22 protein-coding genes are annotated in these 18,631 nt (G+C 52.4%); 5 read left to right on the top strand and 17 right to left on the bottom strand.

Annotation, left to right across the window (positions count from 1 at the left end):
- Window positions 1–40 precede the first annotated feature (40 nt).
- The 5 genes from rplI to HV352_RS21085 all read right to left on the bottom strand — a co-directional run bounded on the left by rplI (window position 41) and on the right by HV352_RS21085 (window position 2,404).
- Complete coding sequence (rplI, locus tag HV352_RS21065) at window positions 41–490, bottom strand: 50S ribosomal protein L9 (protein ID WP_003025676.1); 450 nt, start codon at window positions 488–490, stop codon at window positions 41–43.
- A gap of 41 nt (window positions 491–531) precedes the next feature.
- Complete coding sequence (gene rpsR, locus HV352_RS21070; RefSeq protein ID WP_000135199.1) at window positions 532–759, bottom strand: 30S ribosomal protein S18; 228 nt, start codon at window positions 757–759, stop codon at window positions 532–534.
- Between the two features lie 4 nt (window positions 760–763).
- Window positions 764–1,078 carry a primosomal replication protein N gene (gene priB, locus HV352_RS21075; RefSeq protein WP_003025674.1) on the bottom strand — a complete coding sequence of 105 codons (315 nt, stop codon included), beginning with the start codon at window positions 1,076–1,078 and terminating at the stop codon, window positions 764–766.
- Window positions 1,079–1,084: 6 nt separating this feature from the next.
- The gene (gene rpsF / locus HV352_RS21080; RefSeq protein WP_016151433.1) at window positions 1,085–1,480 is read right to left on the bottom strand and encodes a 30S ribosomal protein S6; all 396 of its coding nucleotides are present in this window, start codon (window positions 1,478–1,480) and stop codon (window positions 1,085–1,087) included.
- Window positions 1,481–1,639: 159 nt separating this feature from the next.
- A complete protein-coding gene (locus HV352_RS21085) occupies window positions 1,640–2,404 on the bottom strand; it encodes a TSUP family transporter (protein WP_016151432.1) in 765 nt (254 codons plus the stop codon).
- Window positions 2,405–2,702: 298 nt separating this feature from the next.
- Here HV352_RS21085 and yjfY point away from each other — a divergent pair, with 298 nt between their 5' ends.
- Window positions 2,703–2,978 (top strand): DUF1471 family protein YjfY, encoded by a 276-nt coding sequence (gene yjfY / locus HV352_RS21090; RefSeq protein ID WP_016155520.1) that lies wholly within the window; start codon window positions 2,703–2,705, stop codon window positions 2,976–2,978.
- Between the two features lie 130 nt (window positions 2,979–3,108).
- On the opposite strand, the gene HV352_RS21095 is transcribed toward yjfY, so the two are convergent.
- The 6 genes from HV352_RS21095 to ulaA are packed head-to-tail and all read right to left on the bottom strand — an operon-like array spanning window position 3,109 to window position 7,519.
- Window positions 3,109–3,795 (bottom strand): L-ribulose-5-phosphate 4-epimerase, encoded by a 687-nt coding sequence (locus tag HV352_RS21095; protein WP_049041836.1) that lies wholly within the window; start codon window positions 3,793–3,795, stop codon window positions 3,109–3,111.
- A complete protein-coding gene (locus tag HV352_RS21100) occupies window positions 3,795–4,649 on the bottom strand; it encodes an L-ribulose-5-phosphate 3-epimerase (RefSeq protein ID WP_016151429.1) in 855 nt (284 codons plus the stop codon). Before HV352_RS21100 ends, HV352_RS21095 begins: the two co-directional genes overlap by 1 nt.
- Before the next feature lie 9 nt (window positions 4,650–4,658).
- Window positions 4,659–5,309 (bottom strand): 3-keto-L-gulonate-6-phosphate decarboxylase UlaD, encoded by a 651-nt coding sequence (locus HV352_RS21105; RefSeq protein WP_016155517.1) that lies wholly within the window; start codon window positions 5,307–5,309, stop codon window positions 4,659–4,661.
- A 12-nt stretch (window positions 5,310–5,321) separates the two neighbouring features.
- On the bottom strand, window positions 5,322–5,789 hold the full coding sequence (gene ulaC / locus HV352_RS21110) for a PTS ascorbate transporter subunit IIA (RefSeq protein ID WP_016155516.1): 468 nt from the start codon (window positions 5,787–5,789) through the stop codon (window positions 5,322–5,324).
- Between the two features lie 11 nt (window positions 5,790–5,800).
- Entirely contained in the window at window positions 5,801–6,106 is a 306-nt protein-coding gene (ulaB, locus tag HV352_RS21115; RefSeq protein ID WP_016151426.1) for a PTS ascorbate transporter subunit IIB, read from the bottom strand.
- A gap of 15 nt (window positions 6,107–6,121) precedes the next feature.
- Window positions 6,122–7,519, bottom strand: coding sequence for a PTS ascorbate transporter subunit IIC (ulaA, locus tag HV352_RS21120; protein ID WP_047358895.1), 1,398 nt, complete (start codon window positions 7,517–7,519; stop codon window positions 6,122–6,124).
- 367 nt (window positions 7,520–7,886) lie between these two features.
- Between ulaA and ulaG the strand changes: the two genes are divergently transcribed.
- Entirely contained in the window at window positions 7,887–8,951 is a 1,065-nt protein-coding gene (gene ulaG / locus HV352_RS21125) for an L-ascorbate 6-phosphate lactonase (protein WP_016151424.1), read from the top strand.
- Between the two features lie 104 nt (window positions 8,952–9,055).
- A complete protein-coding gene (gene ulaR, locus HV352_RS21130) occupies window positions 9,056–9,811 on the top strand; it encodes an HTH-type transcriptional regulator UlaR (protein WP_016151423.1) in 756 nt (251 codons plus the stop codon).
- On the opposite strand, the gene yjfP is transcribed toward ulaR, so the two are convergent.
- Window positions 9,808–10,557 carry an esterase gene (gene yjfP, locus HV352_RS21135; protein WP_016155514.1) on the bottom strand — a complete coding sequence of 250 codons (750 nt, stop codon included), beginning with the start codon at window positions 10,555–10,557 and terminating at the stop codon, window positions 9,808–9,810. The genes ulaR and yjfP overlap by 4 nt on opposite strands.
- 181 nt (window positions 10,558–10,738) lie before the next feature.
- Between yjfP and bsmA the strand changes: the two genes are divergently transcribed.
- Together bsmA and yjfN are read left to right on the top strand one after the other, a co-directional pair.
- Window positions 10,739–11,068, top strand: coding sequence for a biofilm peroxide resistance protein BsmA (gene bsmA, locus HV352_RS21140; RefSeq protein ID WP_029139740.1), 330 nt, complete (start codon window positions 10,739–10,741; stop codon window positions 11,066–11,068).
- A gap of 147 nt (window positions 11,069–11,215) precedes the next feature.
- Window positions 11,216–11,491, top strand: a complete 276-nt coding sequence (yjfN, locus tag HV352_RS21145) for a DUF1471 family protease activator YjfN (RefSeq protein ID WP_016155512.1) — start codon at window positions 11,216–11,218, stop codon at window positions 11,489–11,491.
- Between the two features lie 85 nt (window positions 11,492–11,576).
- On the opposite strand, the gene HV352_RS21150 is transcribed toward yjfN, so the two are convergent.
- From HV352_RS21150 to purA, 5 genes are all read right to left on the bottom strand, one after another.
- Window positions 11,577–13,199: an isovaleryl-CoA dehydrogenase gene (locus HV352_RS21150; RefSeq protein ID WP_065554877.1), complete on the bottom strand. Its 1,623-nt coding sequence runs from the start codon at window positions 13,197–13,199 to the stop codon at window positions 11,577–11,579.
- A 129-nt stretch (window positions 13,200–13,328) separates the two neighbouring features.
- On the bottom strand, window positions 13,329–14,060 hold the full coding sequence (rlmB, locus tag HV352_RS21155; RefSeq protein WP_003830482.1) for a 23S rRNA (guanosine(2251)-2'-O)-methyltransferase RlmB: 732 nt from the start codon (window positions 14,058–14,060) through the stop codon (window positions 13,329–13,331).
- 70 nt (window positions 14,061–14,130) lie between these two features.
- Window positions 14,131–16,593 carry a ribonuclease R gene (rnr, locus tag HV352_RS21160; protein ID WP_016151418.1) on the bottom strand — a complete coding sequence of 821 codons (2,463 nt, stop codon included), beginning with the start codon at window positions 16,591–16,593 and terminating at the stop codon, window positions 14,131–14,133.
- Window positions 16,594–16,631: 38 nt separating this feature from the next.
- Window positions 16,632–17,057, bottom strand: coding sequence for a nitric oxide-sensing transcriptional repressor NsrR (gene nsrR / locus HV352_RS21165; protein WP_003025609.1), 426 nt, complete (start codon window positions 17,055–17,057; stop codon window positions 16,632–16,634).
- Window positions 17,058–17,273: 216 nt separating this feature from the next.
- Window positions 17,274–18,572 carry an adenylosuccinate synthase gene (gene purA / locus HV352_RS21170; protein WP_003025606.1) on the bottom strand — a complete coding sequence of 433 codons (1,299 nt, stop codon included), beginning with the start codon at window positions 18,570–18,572 and terminating at the stop codon, window positions 17,274–17,276.
- Window positions 18,573–18,631 lie beyond the last annotated feature (59 nt).

The following is an 18,631-nucleotide window of genomic DNA, read 5'->3' on the forward strand; positions in this document are numbered from 1 at the left end:
CACGAGGCCGGCGCTTTTACGCGGTAATCAGAATAAAAACTTATTCTGCAACTACGTTTACAGTCAGCTTAGCAAACACTTCGCTGTGAACCTGGAAGCTCACTTCGTGCTCACCAGTGGTACGCAGAACGCCGTTCGGCAGACGAACTTCGCTCTTAGCTACTTCAACGCCAGCTGCAGTTACAGCGTCAGCGATGTCGCGAGTACCGATGGAACCGAACAGTTTACCTTCGTCGCCAGCTTTAGACGCGATGGTTACGGTTTCCAGTGCGTTGATTTTCTCAGCACGAGCTTCAGCAGCGGACAGAACGTCAGCCAGTTTAGCTTCCAGCTCAGCGCGACGCGCTTCGAAAAATTCAACGTTTTTCTTGGTAGCAGGAACAGCTTTACCCTGTGGTACCAGGAAGTTACGAGCATAGCCCGCTTTAACGTTAACCTGATCACCCAGGCTACCCAGGTTTGCTACTTTATCAAGCAGAATAACTTGCATTACCTTATCCTCTCAAAGTCGTATTAATGGACCGTGACCGATTACTGATGACGATCAGTGTACGGCAGCAGGGACAGGTAGCGAGCGCGTTTGATAGCGCGAGCCAGCTGACGCTGGTATTTTGCACGGGTACCGGTGATACGGCTTGGGACAATCTTACCGCTTTCGGTGATGTAGTTTTTCAGCGTAGCGATATCTTTATAGTCGATCTCTTGAACGCCTTCCGCGGTGAAACGGCAGAACTTGCGACGACGGAAATAACGTGCCATATGGCTAGTCTCCAGAATCTATCAATTCAATCTGCTCGGCATGCAGAACCATTTTGCTCAGGCCGTTCTTTGCCTTGTGGCAAGAGATGAACCCCTGAACGGTCACTGCGCTACCGACCGTTATACTGTGAGTAATGGCCTGGTTTTCGTGTCCGCTAATAATAACGGGCATTTGGCACCACGCCTGCCGGTGAAACCCGGCTTCCTCCTGCACAGAACGATGCTCAAGCACGAACTGGCAATGAGGAATTCCTGATGGACTGACCTTTCGAAGGGGAGCCCTGCACACGGTGCCGGACAACGCCAGACGGTTGGTCATCAGAAATTACTCTTCAGAATCCCCAGCTTCAGCATCATCTGCGGTTTCGTTAGCGAAATCATCGCGACGTTCACGACGCTCGTCTTTCGCTTTAACCATCGGAGATGCTTCGGTAACAGCGTGTTTAGTACGCATAACCATGCTGCGGATAACGGCATCGTTGAAGCGGAAGGTAGTTTCCAGCTCATCGATCACTTCCTGCGGCGCTTCAACGTTCAGCAGAACGTAGTGAGCTTTGTGCAGTTTGTTGATCGGGTAAGCCAGCTGACGGCGGCCCCAGTCTTCCAGACGGTGGATCGTGCCTTCTGCACCAGTGATGGCAGCAGTGTAGCGTTCGATCATACCCGGAACCTGTTCGCTCTGGTCAGGATGGACCATAAAAACGATTTCGTAATGACGCATCGAATTGCTCCTTACGGATTATTCAGCCTCCTGTCTGGGTCAGCCGAGGCCCGGGGAGGCAAGGAACGTGTTAAAGGTCGGCTGAAAAATTGACGCGTCATAATACTGGCGCCTGCCACTAAACTCAAGGTAATTGTACGATTATTTATCATGTCGCCATTAATACATATCCAGCAGCATTTTGACGCTGATGCAAATGGAGACAATGACAATCATGGGTCGGATAACTTTCTTGCCGCGCGTTAGTACGACCGTCGCGCCAAGACGTGCGCCGAGGGACTGCCCGGCAAACATCACCAGCCCCAGTGACCAGATCATTTTACCGCCAAAAATGAAGAACAATATCGAGGCGATGTTGGACGCCAGGTTAATAAAATTCGAGTGAATTTGCGCCTTATCGATGCTGTATCCCCACAGCAGGATATAGCTGAGGGTATAAAAGGAGCCAGCCCCGGCACCGAGAAAGCCGTCATAAAAGCCAATGCATCCCCCGCCGATCAACGAGAAGAGAAACAGGGATACCTGCTGCTTTCTTTTCGGTTCGCTGAGATTTGGCGCAAAAATAAAGTAGATAGCGACCGCGATAATCAGGATCGGGAGCAGTTTCTTCAGCAGCTCCGGTTCAATGAACTGGATAAGCGTCGTTCCCATCGCAGAACCGATAAAGGCAGATAAAAACACATACTTGTGCTCCTGCACGTTGATATGCCCCCGGCGTAAAAAATAAATCCCGGAGGTCAGCGAGCTGCCCAGTGCCTGAATTTTATTGGTTGCCAGCGCATTCGCCGGGGGTAAACCAGAAATTAACAGTGCGCCAATCGAGAGAAAACCACCGCCGCCCGACACCACGTTAATAAAGCCTGCCACCAGCGCGACCATAAACATAATCACAAAGTAGCTGAAATCCATGAATGAAGTATCCATAAGTTTTTGCCTTATTATCATAAAGTTATATTAATTATCCGGCTCACTATAAACGGCGTACTCACCCGATTAAATTGACTATTTGGTAAGTGCTTATGCGCGAAAGACAGGTATTTTTCACCGCAGCGGTACACACCAGCGGCCTGTTAATAAAAGAAAAGATGGCTATGCGGTAATTTTTTGAACAACTGCATCAGAAATGGTCGCTATCGACTGCGCCGGTAACGGTTAAAATTACATCAGAAGCTAATCACTCACAGGAGAGAGGCAACCAGAGACCGCAGTCGAGGAGGTACATATGCGAGCCCGTGTTTTGACCCTTCTGGCTATGCTTTTGCTTAGTGCAAATGCAACGGCAGCCATCAAAATTGACAATCATCAGGCCAGGAATATGGATGATGTGCAGAGCTTAGGCGTCATTTACATAAATCATAACTTCGCCACTGAAAGTGAAGCCACTCAGGCCCTGAATGAAGAGACCGATGCGCAAGGCGCAACCTACTACCACGTGATCCTCACCAGGGAACCCGGTAGTAACGGAAATATGCACGCCAGTGCAGATATTTACCGCTAGCACCAGAAATAACCAACGAGAACATTGCCGCAGTTTAATTTGCCCCCTTCACAGGGGGCTTTTTTTGCAACAAAGTCCCACAGCCAGATCAATAACATCCCCTGAATGATTGGGCTCCAGGACTTAGTCGTTACTTCTGTCCGTAATAGGCGTTTGGACCGTGCTTACGCATGAAATGCTTATTCATCAGATAACTGTCTATGGGGCTAAGAGCCGGATTAATACCACGCGCAATCCATGCCATTTTTGCCACTTCCTCCATCACCACGGCGTTATGTACCGCATCGTGAGCATCCTTGCCCCAGGCAAACGGGCCATGCTGGTACACCACTACGCCAGGCGTATGCAAAGGTTCCACCTCCCCCAGCGTTTCGACAATCACCTTGCCGGTATTTAGCTCATACTCGCCCTGAACTTCAGCTTCAGTTAACGCCCTGGTGCAGGGAATATCGCCAAAGAAGTAATCCGCATGCGTCGTGCCGAACGAGGGAATTGCCAGACCCGCCTGCGCCCATGCCGTCGCGTGCGTTGAGTGGGTGTGCACCACGCCGCCGAGAGAAGAATAGCGGCGATACAGCTCCAGATGGGTGGCGGTATCAGAAGAAGGACGATAGCGCCCTTCCACTACGTTGCCGGCCAGATCCACAACCACCATGTCATCTACCTGCATCGTTTGGTAGTCGACGCCGCTAGGCTTAATCACCACCAGCCCGCGCTCGCGGTCAATGGCGCTGACGTTCCCCCAGGTGAACGTCACCAGCCCGTAGCACGGCAAATCCATATTGGACTCAAAAACCTGCTGTTTAAGTTTTTGCATTACACCGCCTCCACCAGACCTGCGCTGGCCATTCGCGCCTTCACCCAGTCGCGCGCCTTCGCGACTTCACGTGCCGGGTCGTCCGACGTTTCACTCCACATCTCAATCAGGTATGGTCCGCAGTACCCACTCTGTTTGAGCGTCGCAAAACAACGTTCGAACTCAACAACCCCTTCACCAAACGGCACATTTTTGAATACACCGGGTTTGGTATCCTTCACGTGTACGGCAACGATATGACCCATCCCAGCCTGCAGCTCCATCTGCACGTCGTTATCCCACGCCGACAAATTGCCAATATCGGGATACAACTGGAACCACGGATTGTTGAGATAGTGGGCATAACCCAGTGCCTTGCTGATCGAATTCATTAGCGGATAATCCATGATTTCCATCGCCAGCGTCACCTGCGCGCGGCTCGCCATCTCCACGCTCTCTTTCAGCCCATCGCGAAACCGACGACGCGTTTCGTTATTGGCCTGCTGGTAATAGACGTCGTAACCCGCCAGTTGAATAACGCGAATACCGATATCCTGCGCAAACTGAATGGCTTTACGCATGATCTCCAGCCCCTGTTCGCGCACCGCATCATCTTCACTGCCAAGCGGGAAACGACGATGAGCGCTCAGGCACATGGACGGTACGCGTATCCCTGTCTCGGCGATAGCGGCCACCAGCGCCAGTCGCTGCTCGCGGCGCCAGTCAAGACGCGCCAGGCGATCGTCGGTCTCATCAACTGATATTTCGACAAAATCAAAGCCCAGTTCCTTCGCCAGCTGCAAGCGTTCCAGCCAGCACTCCCCGCCGGGGAGCGCTTTTTCATAGATACCGAGCGGGACCTGTTTCGACAACATAGTCGCTCCTTATCCCCACAGTTGGGCGATGGAACGTTTGAACTGACGCGCAGCGTCTACCGGAGAGGCGGCATCGCGAATGCTGCGTCCGGCAATAAAGACGTGGATAGGGATCCCCTGGAACAGCGGCAGATCCTCCAGCGCCAGGCCGCCGGTGACGGTGACCTTAAAGCCCATATCAGAAAGGTGTTTGATGGCGCTAATATCTGCCTCTCCCCATGCCACACCCGCCGCCTGCGCGTCACGGCTGCGGTGATATACCACTTGCCCAATGCCCGCGTCACGCCACTCCTGCGCCTGCTCCCAGGTCCAGTAACCAGTCAGTTCAATCTGCACGTCGCCATTAAATTCTTTCGCCACCTCCAGCGCCCCCCTGGTGGTGTTGATATCCGCACAGCAGATGACGGTAACCCAGTCAGCATTGGCTTCGAAACACATGCGCGAGAGGATTTTACCCGCGTCGGCGATTTTGGCATCCGCCAGCACAATTTTATGCGGATAAAGCGCCTTCAGATCGCGTACGGCGCGCACCCCCTCAGCCACGCAAAGAATCGTGCCCACCTCAATGATATCGACCTCTTCGGCAATCAGACGCGTCGTTTCATAGGCGGAAGACATTGATTGGTTATCCAGCGCAACCTGCAACATAGGTAATGACATTTTGGTATCCTTTTAAACAGCCGCCGCAGTGGCGTTATCAATTAAATCCAGCACTTCCTGCGCGGTACGGCAGGCACGTAAACGGTCGAAATTGGCTTCGTCGTCAAAGAGATTCACGATCTGCATGATGCCGACTTCCTGATGTGTGTTGGCGTCTACTGCCGCCATGGTGATCAGGATATCGACCGGGTCGTTATCTTCGTGGTTAAACACCAGCGGTGTTTTCAGCGTCACCAGCGCAAAACCGGTTTTCTTAACCCCTTCCTCCGGACGGCCGTGCGGCATCGCCAGGCCGGGCGCAATCACGAAATACGGGCCGAACTGTTCGACTCCGTCGAGGATGGCCTGGTAGTAGCGTGGTTCAACCACATCAGCCTTAACCAGCAGATCCACGCTCAGCTTTACCGCTTCCTGCCAGGAGCTGGCCTCGGCCTGTAAAAGGATGGTGTTATTGTCTGCCAGCGAATCACGTAATTTCATAGGCCGCCTCCTTACTTCACGTCCTGAGGGAAATGCGCGTTGATCACTTCCAGCAGTTTTGGTCCAAAATCGGCGGGAGACAGCATGTTGCGTACGCCAACAACATATTTATTGCCCGATACGGTAATCTCACCGGCGATATGGGTAGAAGCGATGATGATATCCGCGCCGCTCAGTTCACTTTTGTATTCACCTACTGCGCAACTGTTTACCGTATGGTCAATATTTGACTGGGTTAAAAACTGATCCACCTTCATCTTCATGATCATGGAACTCCCCTGCCCATTGCCACATACAGCCAAAATACGTACGGTCATAATCGGAACTCCTTATTAAGCAGAGTGTTCTGCCAGTTGTTTTTCTGCGTCTTCCTCAGCGCGCAAGGTGCGTCCTGCGAAAAACATATAAGCCAGTGCAATCAGAATAATGACGGCCATAAACACGATGCCGATGGAGGCAAAGCCCTGCATCATCGGCGGCGCCAGAATTGACCAGTCCGCCATGCCCATCCAGGCGCTCATCCCGGTGAGCTTCACCGCCCAGACGCAGCCGAAGATTTCAATCATCCCCATCACCAGGCAAATCTTGAGCGCCGCGCGCCAGCCGCCAAAGTGGTTAGCAAACACGCCGATAGTCGCGTTCGAGAAGAACATCGGAATAAAGCCAGGGATAATCAGAATAGAAGAGCCGCAACCCACCAGGATGCCCACCGCAATCAGTTGGCCGATGGTGCCCCACATAAAGCCCCAGACCACCGCGTTGGGCGCAAAGCTATAAATCGCCGCGCAGTCGATAGCCAGCACTGCACCCGGGATCAGACGTTGAGAGATACCGTTGAACGCTTCTGAAAGCTCAGCAACGAACATACGTACGCCCTGAGTGATGATGAAAATAGCGACGGCAAACGAAAAACCGGTCTGCAGAATATAGACCGTCCAGTGGGTTTTACCCGCCATCGCCTGAACCACATCAATGCCGAAAGAGAGCAGGATCGCGCCGAAGAAGAGGGTCATAACAATCGCGGTAGAAACGATGTTGTCATGGAAGATATTCAGCCAGCCCGGCAGCTTCAGATCTTCAACACTCTCCTCTTTCTTACCCAGATAAGGCGCGACTTTGTAGGCAATCCATGAAGCGAACTGCTGCTGGTGACCGATGGAGAAACCGCAGCCGTCGGTCACTTCCTGCGTCGGCTTGTACATCATATTGGAGGTAATACCCCAGTAGAGGGACACCAGCACCGCGGTGCAGATGATGGTGGTCCACATCGGGTAACCGAAGATGAAGAGAGAGACGGCAATCAAGCCCGCCTGCTGGAACATAATGTGGCCGGTCAGCATGATGGTGCGAATGCCGGTAATACGCCGTAGCAGTACGTAACAAATATTCAGCGCCAGCGCCAACAGCACAGCATAACCCACCCAACTATAGGCATCGCCCATACGTTCGATGGTTGCCATCATGGAGGCATAGGTATCGGAAATCGCACCATTGATACCGTAAACTTCGGACATCTTCGCCACCACCGGTTTAAACGTGCTGGTCAGAATGCCCGATCCCGCTTGCAGCAACATAAAACCGATAATCGTTTTGATCGTGCCTTTGATAATAACGCTGACGCTTTTACGCAGCAGGATGTAACCAAGACAGGTCACAATACCCAACAGCAAGGGCGCGTTGGTCATAACCTGATTAAAAAAGACGGTAAAGATGTTGTAGAGGATCTCCATAACGATCTCCAGTAGACGAAGTTGCTGAACATTCATTACAGATGCCCAGGATGTTGTGCCCTCACTCTAATTTTCAAAAGTAATCACAACAAGATTGAATTTGATTAAATGTGATGCAGTACGCAAATAATTCACACACTTGTAGAGTGGCTTTACTTCTAATTCATCGCTTCCAAAATAAACTCTATTAAAACAATAAAATATAAAACAAACACTCAAGTAAACCATCCTGTCACGCTGTGATTCGCTCACATTTCCCCGCTGAACACCAAAAATCAACGCATTGCCTTCTTGAAAAAATGATGTCAATATCAATCAAAACAAATCACAAATTGACTTAATCTGAATAAATATGAAGGTAAATGCGATGAGTAAAGTAAAAAGCATCACGCGTGAATCATGGATCCTGAGCACATTCCCGGAGTGGGGAAGTTGGCTGAATGAAGAGATCGAACAGGAGCAGGTCGCCCCGGGCACATTCGCTATGTGGTGGCTTGGCTGTACCGGCATCTGGCTGAAGTCGGAAGGCGGGACGAACATCTGCGTCGATTTCTGGTGCGGAACGGGTAAACAGAGTCACGGCAACCCGCTAATGAAAACTGGCCACCAGATGCAGCGCATGGCTGGGGTGAAGAAACTGCAGCCAAACCTGCGCACCACGCCGTTTGTTCTTGATCCGTTTGCAATTCGACAGATCGATGCGGTGCTGGCGACACACGATCATAACGATCACATCGACGTGAATGTCGCGGCCGCCGTCATGCAAAACTGCGCCGATGACGTGCCATTTATCGGGCCGCAAACCTGTGTGGATCTGTGGATCGGTTGGGGTGTGCCAAAAGAGCGCTGCATCGTGGTAAAACCAGGCGATGTGGTGAAAGTGAAAGATATTGAAATTCATGCGCTTGACGCGTTTGATCGTACGGCATTAATCACGCTACCTGCCGATCAAAAAGCGGCAGGTGTGCTGCCGGATGGTATGGATGCACGTGCGGTAAACTACCTGTTCAAAACACCGGGCGGAACGCTGTACCACAGCGGAGACTCGCACTACTCTAACTACTACGCAAAGCATGGCAACGAGCACCAGATCGATGTTGCGCTCGGCTCCTACGGTGAGAATCCGCGCGGGATTACGGACAAAATGACCAGCTCCGACATGCTGCGCATGGCGGAAGCGTTGAATACGAAAGTGGTGATCCCTTTCCATCATGACATCTGGTCAAACTTCCAGGCCGACCCTCAGGAGATCCGCGTACTGTGGGAGATGAAAAAAGATCGACTGAAGTATGGCTTTAAGCCGTTTATCTGGCAGGTGGGCGGTAAGTTCACCTGGCCGCTGGACAAAGACAACTTTGAATATCACTATCCGCGCGGCTTTGATGACTGCTTCACGATTGAACCGGATCTGCCGTTTAAATCCTTCTTGTGACCCTAAAAATGCCGGGCTATTCCGGCATTTTTTCCCATTTACTTTAGTATTTCCAGGCTATTTCAAATATCATCTTTTCAAATCAATTTGTATCGGAATAGCTCATGACTGAAGCACAAAGACATCAAATATTGCTGGATATGCTGGCGCAGTTGGGCTTTGTTACCGTTGAGAACGTGATTGAGCGTCTGGGGATTTCACCAGCCACAGCACGCCGGGACATCAATAAACTCGACGAAAGCGGCAAACTCAAGAAAGTCCGCAATGGCGCAGAAGCCATCACCCAGCAACGTCCGCGCTGGACACCTATGAATCTGCATCAGGCGCAGAACCACGATGAAAAAGTTCGCATTGCCAAGGCCGCATCCCAGCTTGTAAATGCGGGTGAAAGCGTGGTGATCAACTGCGGATCAACCGCCTTCCTGCTTGGTCGTGAAATGTGCGGCAAGCCAGTGCAGATCATCACCAATTATCTGCCGCTGGCGAACTATCTGATCGACCAGGAGCATGACAGCGTGATCATCATGGGAGGGCAATACAACAAAAGCCAGTCCATCACGCTTAGTCCGCAAGGCAGCGAAAATAGCCTGTATGCCGGACACTGGATGTTTACCAGCGGTAAAGGGTTGACCGCGGACGGACTGTATAAAACCGATATGCTAACCGCGATGGCTGAGCAGAAGATGCTTAACGTAGTGGGTAAACTGGTGGTGCTGGTCGATAGCAGTAAGGTCGGTGAACGCGCGGGGATGCTGTTCAGTCGCGCCGATCAAATCGATATGCTCATTACCGGCAAAAATGCTAACCCTGAGATTCTGCAACAACTTGAAGCTCAGGGCGTAAGCATCGTGCGCGTTTAAAGGTGCTGGCGAAAAAACGTTACCGTCGCAGCCAGCGCCTCTGGCGTGATACGGTGGCGTACGCCCGCTTCCCACAGGCAGGTTAAATTGTTATCCAGCCCTGCCTGAATCAGCGCCTGCTGTAAGCGGAAGGTTTCAACCGCGGGCACCACATCGTCCTCCTGTCCATGCCACAACAGCAACGGTCTGTCGGCCAGGCGTTGTAGCTGATGCGTAACGTCCCATTCGGCGAGCGGTGCGATAACGGCATCGAACTCCGCCTGCTGCTCTGGCGTCTGGACCCGTAAAGGGGGAAAAAGCGTCTGTGCAAGACGGGTAAAATAGCCCGAACCCATCAGGCTGGCTACACATTTAACCTCGGGATGGCGGGCCATAATGCCCAACGCCGTCATGCCTCCCATCGACGCCCCCGCAACAGCAAGTCTTTCATCTGATAGCCAATTTTCCGCCACCAGCGCCGCACGTAACGTCGTAAACTCCTGCATGTTTTGCTGCAATATATGCCAGAAGCGAAACATTCGCTCCTGAGCATCACCGTTGAAGCGGGCACCATGGTCGGGCGCATCGGGCATGACAACCCGGAATCCGGCCTGAGCCAGAGCAACGGCAAAATAGCTATAGACCAGACTTGAAGATGTAAACCCGTGATAGAAAATAATGCAAGGGAGTGAACACTCGCGTTTGCCAGCCGGAACGGCGTGCAGGACAGGGATACCAGCCAACTGTCGTGTTTCAATTTCGATCATTTTTCGCCTCTTTTTTTCTGGTATGCCATGCAGCAATACTTAACGCAAGCGAATGTGTTCGGCAATGATTCATAATGTTGAGAACTGGGTTACGCTTTCGCAACATTTTCATTCGAAAATCGCGTGAGAGATAACACTTCGGGAACATTCCCCTAAAGGGAAATTGATAAGGCACTACACTATGGCTATCAGGAAACGAGATAGAGTTATGCGTCGGTTTGCCTCTTTATTGCTGGTGATGCTTTTAAGCGCCTGTAGCGTGCTACAGGGAACGCCCCAACCCGCACCGCCCGTTGCCGACCACCCGCAGGAGATCCGCCGTGACCAGAGTAATGGGTTACAGCGAATAGGAACGGTCAGCGCGCTGGTAAGAGGCTCTCCGGATGATGCGCTGGCAGAGATCCGTGACAAAGCCGTCGCGGCTAAAGCTGATTACTACGTGGTTTTATTAGTGGATGAAACCATCGTGACAGGCCAATGGTATTCACAGGCTATTTTGTATCGTAAATAACATTGGGTTGGAATTTAGTCAGCTTTACATTGCTTTGCGCCGCTATGCGTTTACCTGTGCACAATAAACCAACAGCAGGAAGCTTGAGGTTTATTATCGCGATGGAATGCCCTGCCGTGTGTAGGGGTACGAATAATGGAGCTGACGATGAAACAATCACTTGCCTTATCCTCACTGCTGCTTTCTGCCGGACTGGTAGGTACTACGGCGCAGTCTGCCGAGTTCGCCAGTGCTGACTGCGTTACAGGCCTGAACGAAATTGGCCTGATATCTGTCAGTAACATTGCAGGGAATCCGCAGGATGTAGAACGAGTAATCGCGTTAAAAGCGGATGAACAGGGTGCCTCATGGTATCGGATCATTCAGATGTACGAAGACCAGCAGCCCGACAACTGGCGCGTACAGGCCATACTCTATGCTTAACAGATTGCCGGATGGCGTAAACTTTTCCGGCCTACATTCAATGTAGGCATGATAAGGCGCGCCAGCGTCGCCATCAGGCATATTATTACCGTAATCCCCCCGTTGCCCGCAGGAGCAAGTCGTTCAGCACCTGCTCGGACAATCGTAGTCCACCACGCGTATCGAGCATCATTTGGCACCAGGCCTGCGCCACTGGCGGAGAGGCATAGCGCAACATCTGCGCCCCGCAACCGAGCAGGAAAAGCTGCTGTGTAATCTCCCGTCCCAACTCCTCACTGGGTTTACGTATACGCTGCTGTAGTTGACGTACCATTCGATCGTAATGTCGGTCTTGCCCTTTTACCTCAGCAAAGGCTTCGCTGAGCATATCGTATATACCGGGTTGTTTTGTCAGCACCCGCAATACATCGAGGCACATAATGTTGCCAGAGCCCTCCCAGATACTGTTTACCGGCATCTCACGATACAGGCGCGGCAATTCACTCTCCTCGCAGTAGCCAATCCCGCCGAGCACTTCCATCGCCTCTGCAACAAACGGCATACCGGCCTTGCAAACAGAGAATTTCGCTGCTGGTGTGAACAACCTGGCCCACAGAGATTCTTTGGCATCAGCGCGACGGTCCCAGGCCCGCGCCAGTCGGAACAGTAACGCCGTCTGACCTTCCAGTTGGAGCGCCATCCGACCTAATACCTGGCGCATCATCGGTTGTTCGATCAATGGTTTGCCAAAAACCTGTCGCTGGTGCGCATGGTAAATCGCGACGGAAAAAGCACGTCGCATCATGCCATGACTGCCGAGCGCACAGTCAAAACGCGTCATCCCGCCCATTTTCAGGATATGACGTATACCTTCCCCTTCTTCACCCAATAGCCAGCCAATCGCATCGTGGAATTCAACCTCGCAGCTGGCGTTGGAGCGATTGCCTAACTTATCTTTCAGCCGCTCCAGACGGATAGCATTACGCTGCCCGTCGGGTAAAAATCGCGGTACAAAAAAGCAGGATAAGCCTCCCTTTGCCTGGGCCAGTACCAAATGGGCATCGCTTTGCGGCACGGAGAAAAACCACTTATGTCCCACCAGCCGATACGAGCCGTCTGTAAGACGTTCTGCCTGAGTGGTATTGCTCAGCACATCTGACCCCCCCTGCTTCTCGGTCATTCCCATGCCGATCAATAACCCACGCTTTTGCCCTCCGGGCAGTAAATGCGAGTCATAACGGTCGCTTAGCAGCGGCGTAAACCAGTCGTGAAAGGGGGCAGGTAACATCTGAAGTAACAACGGCGTGGCGGCAAAAGTCATGGTAACCGGACACAACGTGCCCGCTTCCACCTGCGCATGCAGCATGAAACGGGCCGCCCGGGCAACAAATGTTCCCTGCCTCGCGTCTTCTTCCCAGGCCAGATTATGTACGCGATTGGCGCACAATCCCTGCATCAGTAAATGCCAGGCAGGATGAAAACGCACATCATCCAGCCGCTGACCCTGCGAGTCGTAGCGCAACAACTCGGGTGGAAAAGCATTGGCCAGACGGCCAAGCTCGAGCGACTCGGCAGTCCCTAGCTGCTGACCAATACTGGCGAGAAGATCGCTGTCCCAGCCAGCGCCTTCACGGATAACCGCTTCACACAGCGCGCCATCGGACAGATATAAGTTGCTGTTATTGAGCGGTACAGGTTGGTTAAAAACGGTATGCGTTTGCCAGTGCATTGTGTCTCCCTCCGTCAATGGCCGTCACCTTAAGTATGGTCAGGCAGAAGGCAGCACGCATGGGACAACGGTCACAAAAAAGCCATCCCGAAGGATGGCTTGAGAGAAGAGAGAAATGAGGGAGATAGTTTAGCCGCGCTGGCGTACAGCCTCAAACAGGCAGATGCCCGTCGCAACTGAAACGTTCAGCGACGAAACGCTCCCAGCCATCGGGATGCTGATCAGTTCGTCACAGTGTTCGCGGGTCAAACGACGCATACCTTCACCCTCTGCGCCCATCACCAGCGCCAGACGTCCGGTCATTTTGCTCTGGTAGAGAGTATGGTCAGCTTCACCTGCGGTTCCGACGATCCAGATATTCTCTTCCTGCAGCATACGCATAGTGCGCGCCAGGTTGGTCACACGGATCAGCGGTACGCTTTCTGCCGCGCCGCAGGCCACTTTTTTCGCCGTTGCATTCAACTGCGCAGAACGATCCTTCGGTACGATAACAGCATGGACGCCAGCAGCATCGGCGCTACGCAGGCATGCCCCCAGGTTATGCGGATCGGTAACACCATCGAGGATCAAAAAGAACGGCTGATCGAGCGTAGCAATCAGATCCGGCAGATCGTTTTCCTGATACTGACGACCCGGCTTCACGCGAGCAATAATTCCCTGATGTACCGCACCCTCGCTTTTCTCATCCAGGAACTGGCGGTTAGCCAGCTGAATGACAACACCCTGTGCTTCCAGTGCGTGGATCAGCGGCAGCAGGCGTTTATCTTCACGACCTTTGAGAATAAAGACGTCCTGGAAGCGCTCAGGCGCACGTTCCAGCAGAGCCTGCACCGCATGGATGCCGTAAATCATTTCACTCATGAATGTACTCGTTAATAGTTTATGCGTAACGCGGGCAACGCGAGGTTGCCCGACTTACTGTTTATGGCTGTTATTGCGCGACTTTCTTTTTCGTCGCGCGTTTAGCTTTGGTGGCGGCAGCGATTTTAAGCGTTTTTGCCGATGGCTTTTTCGCTTTTTTATCGCCTTTCTTCTCAGCCGTTTTTTTATCCGCCTGAGGTTTGGCTCTGCCTTTCTTCTCGCCGCGGAAAGCGCTATCCGGCTCGAAATTTACTTTTTTGCCCATCTGACGACGCTTACCGGTATTTTTACCCGCATCGCCTTTTTTCGCTTTTTCACGCGCGGTTTTACCTTCATTGCGCGGTGCACGTTCGCTGGAGATCAAACTGAAGTCGATTTTACGCTCGTCCATGTTGACCGCTTCCACGCGAACTTCCACGCGATCGCCCAGGCGATACATTTGACCGCTGGATTCCCCCGTCAGACGCTGCCCAACCTGGTCAAAACGATAGTAGTCGTTATCCAGGGAGGAGACATGCACCAGACCGTCGATAAACAGCTCATCAAGACGGACGAAGAAACCAAACCCGGTAACGCTGGCGATCACGCCTTTGAAGACATTACCTACCTGATCCAGCATGAAGTCGCACTTCAGCCAGTCAGAGACGTCGCGTGTGGCTTCGTCAGCACGGCGCTCGGCCATCGAACAGTGTTGACCCAGCTGCAGCATCTCTTCCATCGAATAATGGTAGCCCCCCGTTTCCGTGGTGTTGCCTTTATGGCCCTGCTCCTGCGCCAGCAGATACTTAATTGCCCGGTGCAAGGAGAGATCCGGGTAACGACGGATCGGCGAGGTAAAGTGTGCATAAGATTGCAACGCAAGACCAAAGTGACCGCGGTTTTCCGGATCGTAAATCGCCTGCTTCATTGAACGCAGCAGCATAGTTTGCAGCATTTCTGCGTCAGGACGGTCAGCAATCGACTCCAGCAGTTCAGCGTAATCACGCGGCTCGGGTTTATTACCGCCGGGCAGCTCCAGCCCCAGCTCTGCCAACACCGAACGGAACGAATTAATCGCTTCGGTCGTCGGCTTATCGTGAATACGGAACAGCGCCGGCTCTTTGGCTTTCTCAACGAATCGCGCCGCTGAGATGTTCGCCATGATCATGCACTCTTCAATCAGTTTGTGCGCGTCATTACGCTGCGTCTGCTCAATACGCTCAATACGGCGTTCAGCATTGAAGATAAACTTCGCTTCTTCACTTTCAAACGAGATACCGCCACGCTCTTCACGCGCTTTATCCAGCACTTTGTAGAGGTTATGCAGCTCTTCAATGTGTTTAACCAACGGCGCGTACTGCTCACGCAGTTCCTGATCGCCCTGCAGCATGTGCCAGACCTTGGTGTAGGTCAGACGCGCATGGGAGCTCATAACCGCTTCGTAGAATTTAAAGCCTGTTAAGCGGCCTTTCGACGAAATGGTCATTTCACAGACCATACACAGCCTGTCCACCTGCGGGTTGAGCGAACACAATCCGTTAGACAGCACTTCCGGTAGCATCGGAACAACCTGCGACGGAAAGTAGACGGATGTGCCACGGCTGCGCGCTTCCTGGTCCAGCGGAGTCGGCGGGCGAACGTAATAGCTTACGTCCGCAATCGCCACCCATAAACGCCAGCCGCCGCCGCGCTTCTTCTCGCAGTAAACCGCATCATCGAAGTCACGCGCATCTTCGCCATCGATAGTGACCAGCGGCAGGGAGCGCAGATCGACACGTCCGGCTTTCGCTTCTTCCGGCACTTCCTCTTTCAGTCCGGCGACCTGTTTTTCGACCGCCTGAGGCCAGATATACGGGATTTCATGAGTACGCAGAGCCATATCAACGGCCATGCTGGTTCCCATGTTGTCGCCCAGGACTTCAACAATTTTACCCACCGCTTTAGTGCGACGCGTCGGACGCTGGGTCAGCTCAACCACGACCACAAAACCCATACGAGCACCCATCACCTCTTCCGGCGGGATCAGGATATCAAAGCTCAGGCGGCTGTCGTCAGGGACGACAAACCCAACGCCAGCGTCGGTGAAGTAGCGACCGACAATCTGGCTGGTTTTCGGTACCAGTACGCGCACAATACGCGCTTCGCGACGACCTTTACGGTCCGCTCCCAGCGGCTGTGCCAACACCTGATCGCCATGAATACAGGTTTTCATCTGCTCGCTGGACAGGTACAGGTCATCTTTGCGGCCTTCAACGCGCAGAAAGCCGTAGCCATCACGGTGGCCAATAACGGTACCTTTCAGCAGGTCAAGACGCTCCGGCAGCGCATAGCACTGACGACGAGTGAAGACCAGTTGCCCGTCACGCTCCATGGCGCGCAGGCGGCGACGCAACGCTTCTTGCTGCTCTTCACCTTCAATGTTGAGTTCAGCGGCCAGCTCATCGCGGTTGGCCGGTTTTTCACGTTTAGTTAAATGTTCGAGGATAAATTCCCGGCTCGGGATAGGATTCGCGTATTTTTCTGCTTCGCGTTCCTGGAAAGGATCTTGTGACATCGAGGTTCCTCCATTGTCAGCTCTGATGAAGATTTTCGTCACTCCACCAGCAATAATTTATAAAGCGGTTGATTCTCTTCAACCAAATCAGCAAGTGTGTAGTTGTCCAGTTCCGTGAGAAAACTTTGCACTGCCTTAGAAAGCGCCTGTTTAAGTCGACAGGCTGGGGTAATGTGGCAAAACTCGCTGCTACAATTGACCAACGATAGTGGTTCCAGCTCGCGAACCACATCACCAATACCAATATCCTTAGCTGGTTTACCCAGGCGGATACCGCCATTTTTTCCTCGAATAGCAGTAACGAAGCCCGCACGGCTAAGTTGATTGATTATTTTGACCATATGATTACGGGACACGCCGTAGACTTCTGTCACCTCAGAAATACTGGTCATACGTCCTTCGGGAAGTGACGCCATGTAGATTAGCGCACGTAATCCGTAATCGGTGAAACTTGTTAACTGCACATCAACCTCAGGAAAAGGGATAAAACGGATAAACCTGGTGGTATTAATTACATTGATGATAAACCAGCCACCAGCCAGGTCGCTAATTTATTTCAGTTCAGGAAGGAAAAAAGCGAGGAACTTACGTGATTTTAAGCCGGATTATGATGCAAAGTGCCTCATCCGGCCTAAGATAATGCAAGCGCAGCGCCATTCGACGCCACGCTATAACCAGAATTATGCGTCGAACGGGTCGCGCAGGATCATGGTTTCAGTACGGTCTGGGCCAGTTGAGATAATATCAATCGGCACACCGGTCAGTTCTTCAATACGCTTGATGTAGTTCAGTGCTGCCTGCGGCAGACCGCTACGTTCCTTCACCCCGAAGGTGGATTCAGACCAGCCCGGCATGGTTTCGTAGATCGGCTCGATACCTTTCCAGTCGTCTGCAGCCAGCGGGGTAGTCGTTACTTCACGGCCATCCGGCATACGATAAGCGACACAGATTTTCACCTCTTTCAAACCGTCCAGTACGTCCAGTTTGGTCAGGCAGAAGCCAGACAGGGAGTTAATCTGTACTGCACGGCGTACCGCAACGGAGTCCAGCCAACCGGTGCGACGACGACGACCGGTGGTCGCGCCATACTCGTTACCTTGTTTGCACAGGAACTCGCCAACGTCATCAAACAGCTCGGTCGGGAACGGACCCGCGCCTACGCGTGTAGAGTAAGCTTTGATGATACCCAGAACGTAATCCACATAACGTGGACCCAGGCCGGAGCCAGTCGCCACGCCACCTGCGGTGGTGTTGGAAGACGTTACGTACGGATAGGTACCGTGGTCGATATCCAGCAGGGTACCCTGTGCGCCTTCGAACATGACGAAATCGCCACGCTTACGCGCCTGGTCCAGCAGATCGGAAACATCAACAACCATAGAGGTCAGGATGTCGGCAATCGCCATCACATCATCCAGCACTTTCTGGTAGTCAACTGCTTCAACTTTATAGAAATTCACCAGCTGGAAGTTGTGATATTCCATCACTTCTTTCAGTTTTTCAGCGAAGGTTGCTTTATCAAACAGATCGCCAACGCGCAGACCGCGACGAGCTACTTTGTCTTCATAAGCCGGACCGATGCCACGACCGGTAGTACCGATCGCTTTCTCGCCACGCGCTTTCTCACGAGCATTATCCAACGCAACGTGATAATCAAGGATCAGCGGACAAGCTTCAGACAACAGCAGGCGCTCGCGAACCGGGATGCCACGATCTTCCAGTCCTTTCATTTCTTTCATCAGCGCGGACGGAGACAGTACAACACCGTTACCGATGATGCTGATGACATTCTCGCGAAGAATACCTGATGGAATAAGATGGAGGACGGTTTTTTCACCGTTGATTACGAGAGTATGGCCTGCGTTGTGACCACCCTGGTAGCGCACAACATATTTAGCCCGTTCAGTCAGAAGATCGACGATCTTCCCTTTACCTTCGTCACCCCATTGGGTGCCCAGTACGACGACGTTGTTACCCATTTTTCAAAATCACCGTTTGCTTAAAAATGGATTCTACCACCGCTTTTTCAGATATACAG

The sequence above is a fragment of the Citrobacter sp. RHBSTW-01044 genome (assembly GCF_013781945.1).
GTDB classification, from domain to species: Bacteria; Pseudomonadota; Gammaproteobacteria; order Enterobacterales; family Enterobacteriaceae; genus Citrobacter; species Citrobacter braakii.

Coding starts and splice junctions, on each gene's coding strand:
- rplI (WP_003025676.1), bottom strand. CDS start 490: ATGCAAGTTATTCTGCTTGATAAAGTAGCAAACCTGGGTAGCCTGGGT.
- rpsR (WP_000135199.1), bottom strand. CDS start 759: ATGGCACGTTATTTCCGTCGTCGCAAGTTCTGCCGTTTCACCGCGGAA.
- priB (WP_003025674.1), bottom strand. CDS start 1,078: ATGACCAACCGTCTGGCGTTGTCCGGCACCGTGTGCAGGGCTCCCCTT.
- rpsF (WP_016151433.1), bottom strand. CDS start 1,480: ATGCGTCATTACGAAATCGTTTTTATGGTCCATCCTGACCAGAGCGAA.
- HV352_RS21085 (WP_016151432.1), bottom strand. CDS start 2,404: ATGGATACTTCATTCATGGATTTCAGCTACTTTGTGATTATGTTTATG.
- yjfY (WP_016155520.1), top strand. CDS start 2,703: ATGCGAGCCCGTGTTTTGACCCTTCTGGCTATGCTTTTGCTTAGTGCA.
- HV352_RS21095 (WP_049041836.1), bottom strand. CDS start 3,795: ATGCAAAAACTTAAACAGCAGGTTTTTGAGTCCAATATGGATTTGCCG.
- HV352_RS21100 (WP_016151429.1), bottom strand. CDS start 4,649: ATGTTGTCGAAACAGGTCCCGCTCGGTATCTATGAAAAAGCGCTCCCC.
- HV352_RS21105 (WP_016155517.1), bottom strand. CDS start 5,309: ATGTCATTACCTATGTTGCAGGTTGCGCTGGATAACCAATCAATGTCT.
- ulaC (WP_016155516.1), bottom strand. CDS start 5,789: ATGAAATTACGTGATTCGCTGGCAGACAATAACACCATCCTTTTACAG.
- ulaB (WP_016151426.1), bottom strand. CDS start 6,106: ATGACCGTACGTATTTTGGCTGTATGTGGCAATGGGCAGGGGAGTTCC.
- ulaA (WP_047358895.1), bottom strand. CDS start 7,519: ATGGAGATCCTCTACAACATCTTTACCGTCTTTTTTAATCAGGTTATG.
- ulaG (WP_016151424.1), top strand. CDS start 7,887: ATGAGTAAAGTAAAAAGCATCACGCGTGAATCATGGATCCTGAGCACA.
- ulaR (WP_016151423.1), top strand. CDS start 9,056: ATGACTGAAGCACAAAGACATCAAATATTGCTGGATATGCTGGCGCAG.
- yjfP (WP_016155514.1), bottom strand. CDS start 10,557: ATGATCGAAATTGAAACACGACAGTTGGCTGGTATCCCTGTCCTGCAC.
- bsmA (WP_029139740.1), top strand. CDS start 10,739: ATGGCTATCAGGAAACGAGATAGAGTTATGCGTCGGTTTGCCTCTTTA.
- yjfN (WP_016155512.1), top strand. CDS start 11,216: ATGAAACAATCACTTGCCTTATCCTCACTGCTGCTTTCTGCCGGACTG.
- HV352_RS21150 (WP_065554877.1), bottom strand. CDS start 13,199: ATGCACTGGCAAACGCATACCGTTTTTAACCAACCTGTACCGCTCAAT.
- rlmB (WP_003830482.1), bottom strand. CDS start 14,060: ATGAGTGAAATGATTTACGGCATCCATGCGGTGCAGGCTCTGCTGGAA.
- rnr (WP_016151418.1), bottom strand. CDS start 16,593: ATGTCACAAGATCCTTTCCAGGAACGCGAAGCAGAAAAATACGCGAAT.
- purA (WP_003025606.1), bottom strand. CDS start 18,572: ATGGGTAACAACGTCGTCGTACTGGGCACCCAATGGGGTGACGAAGGT.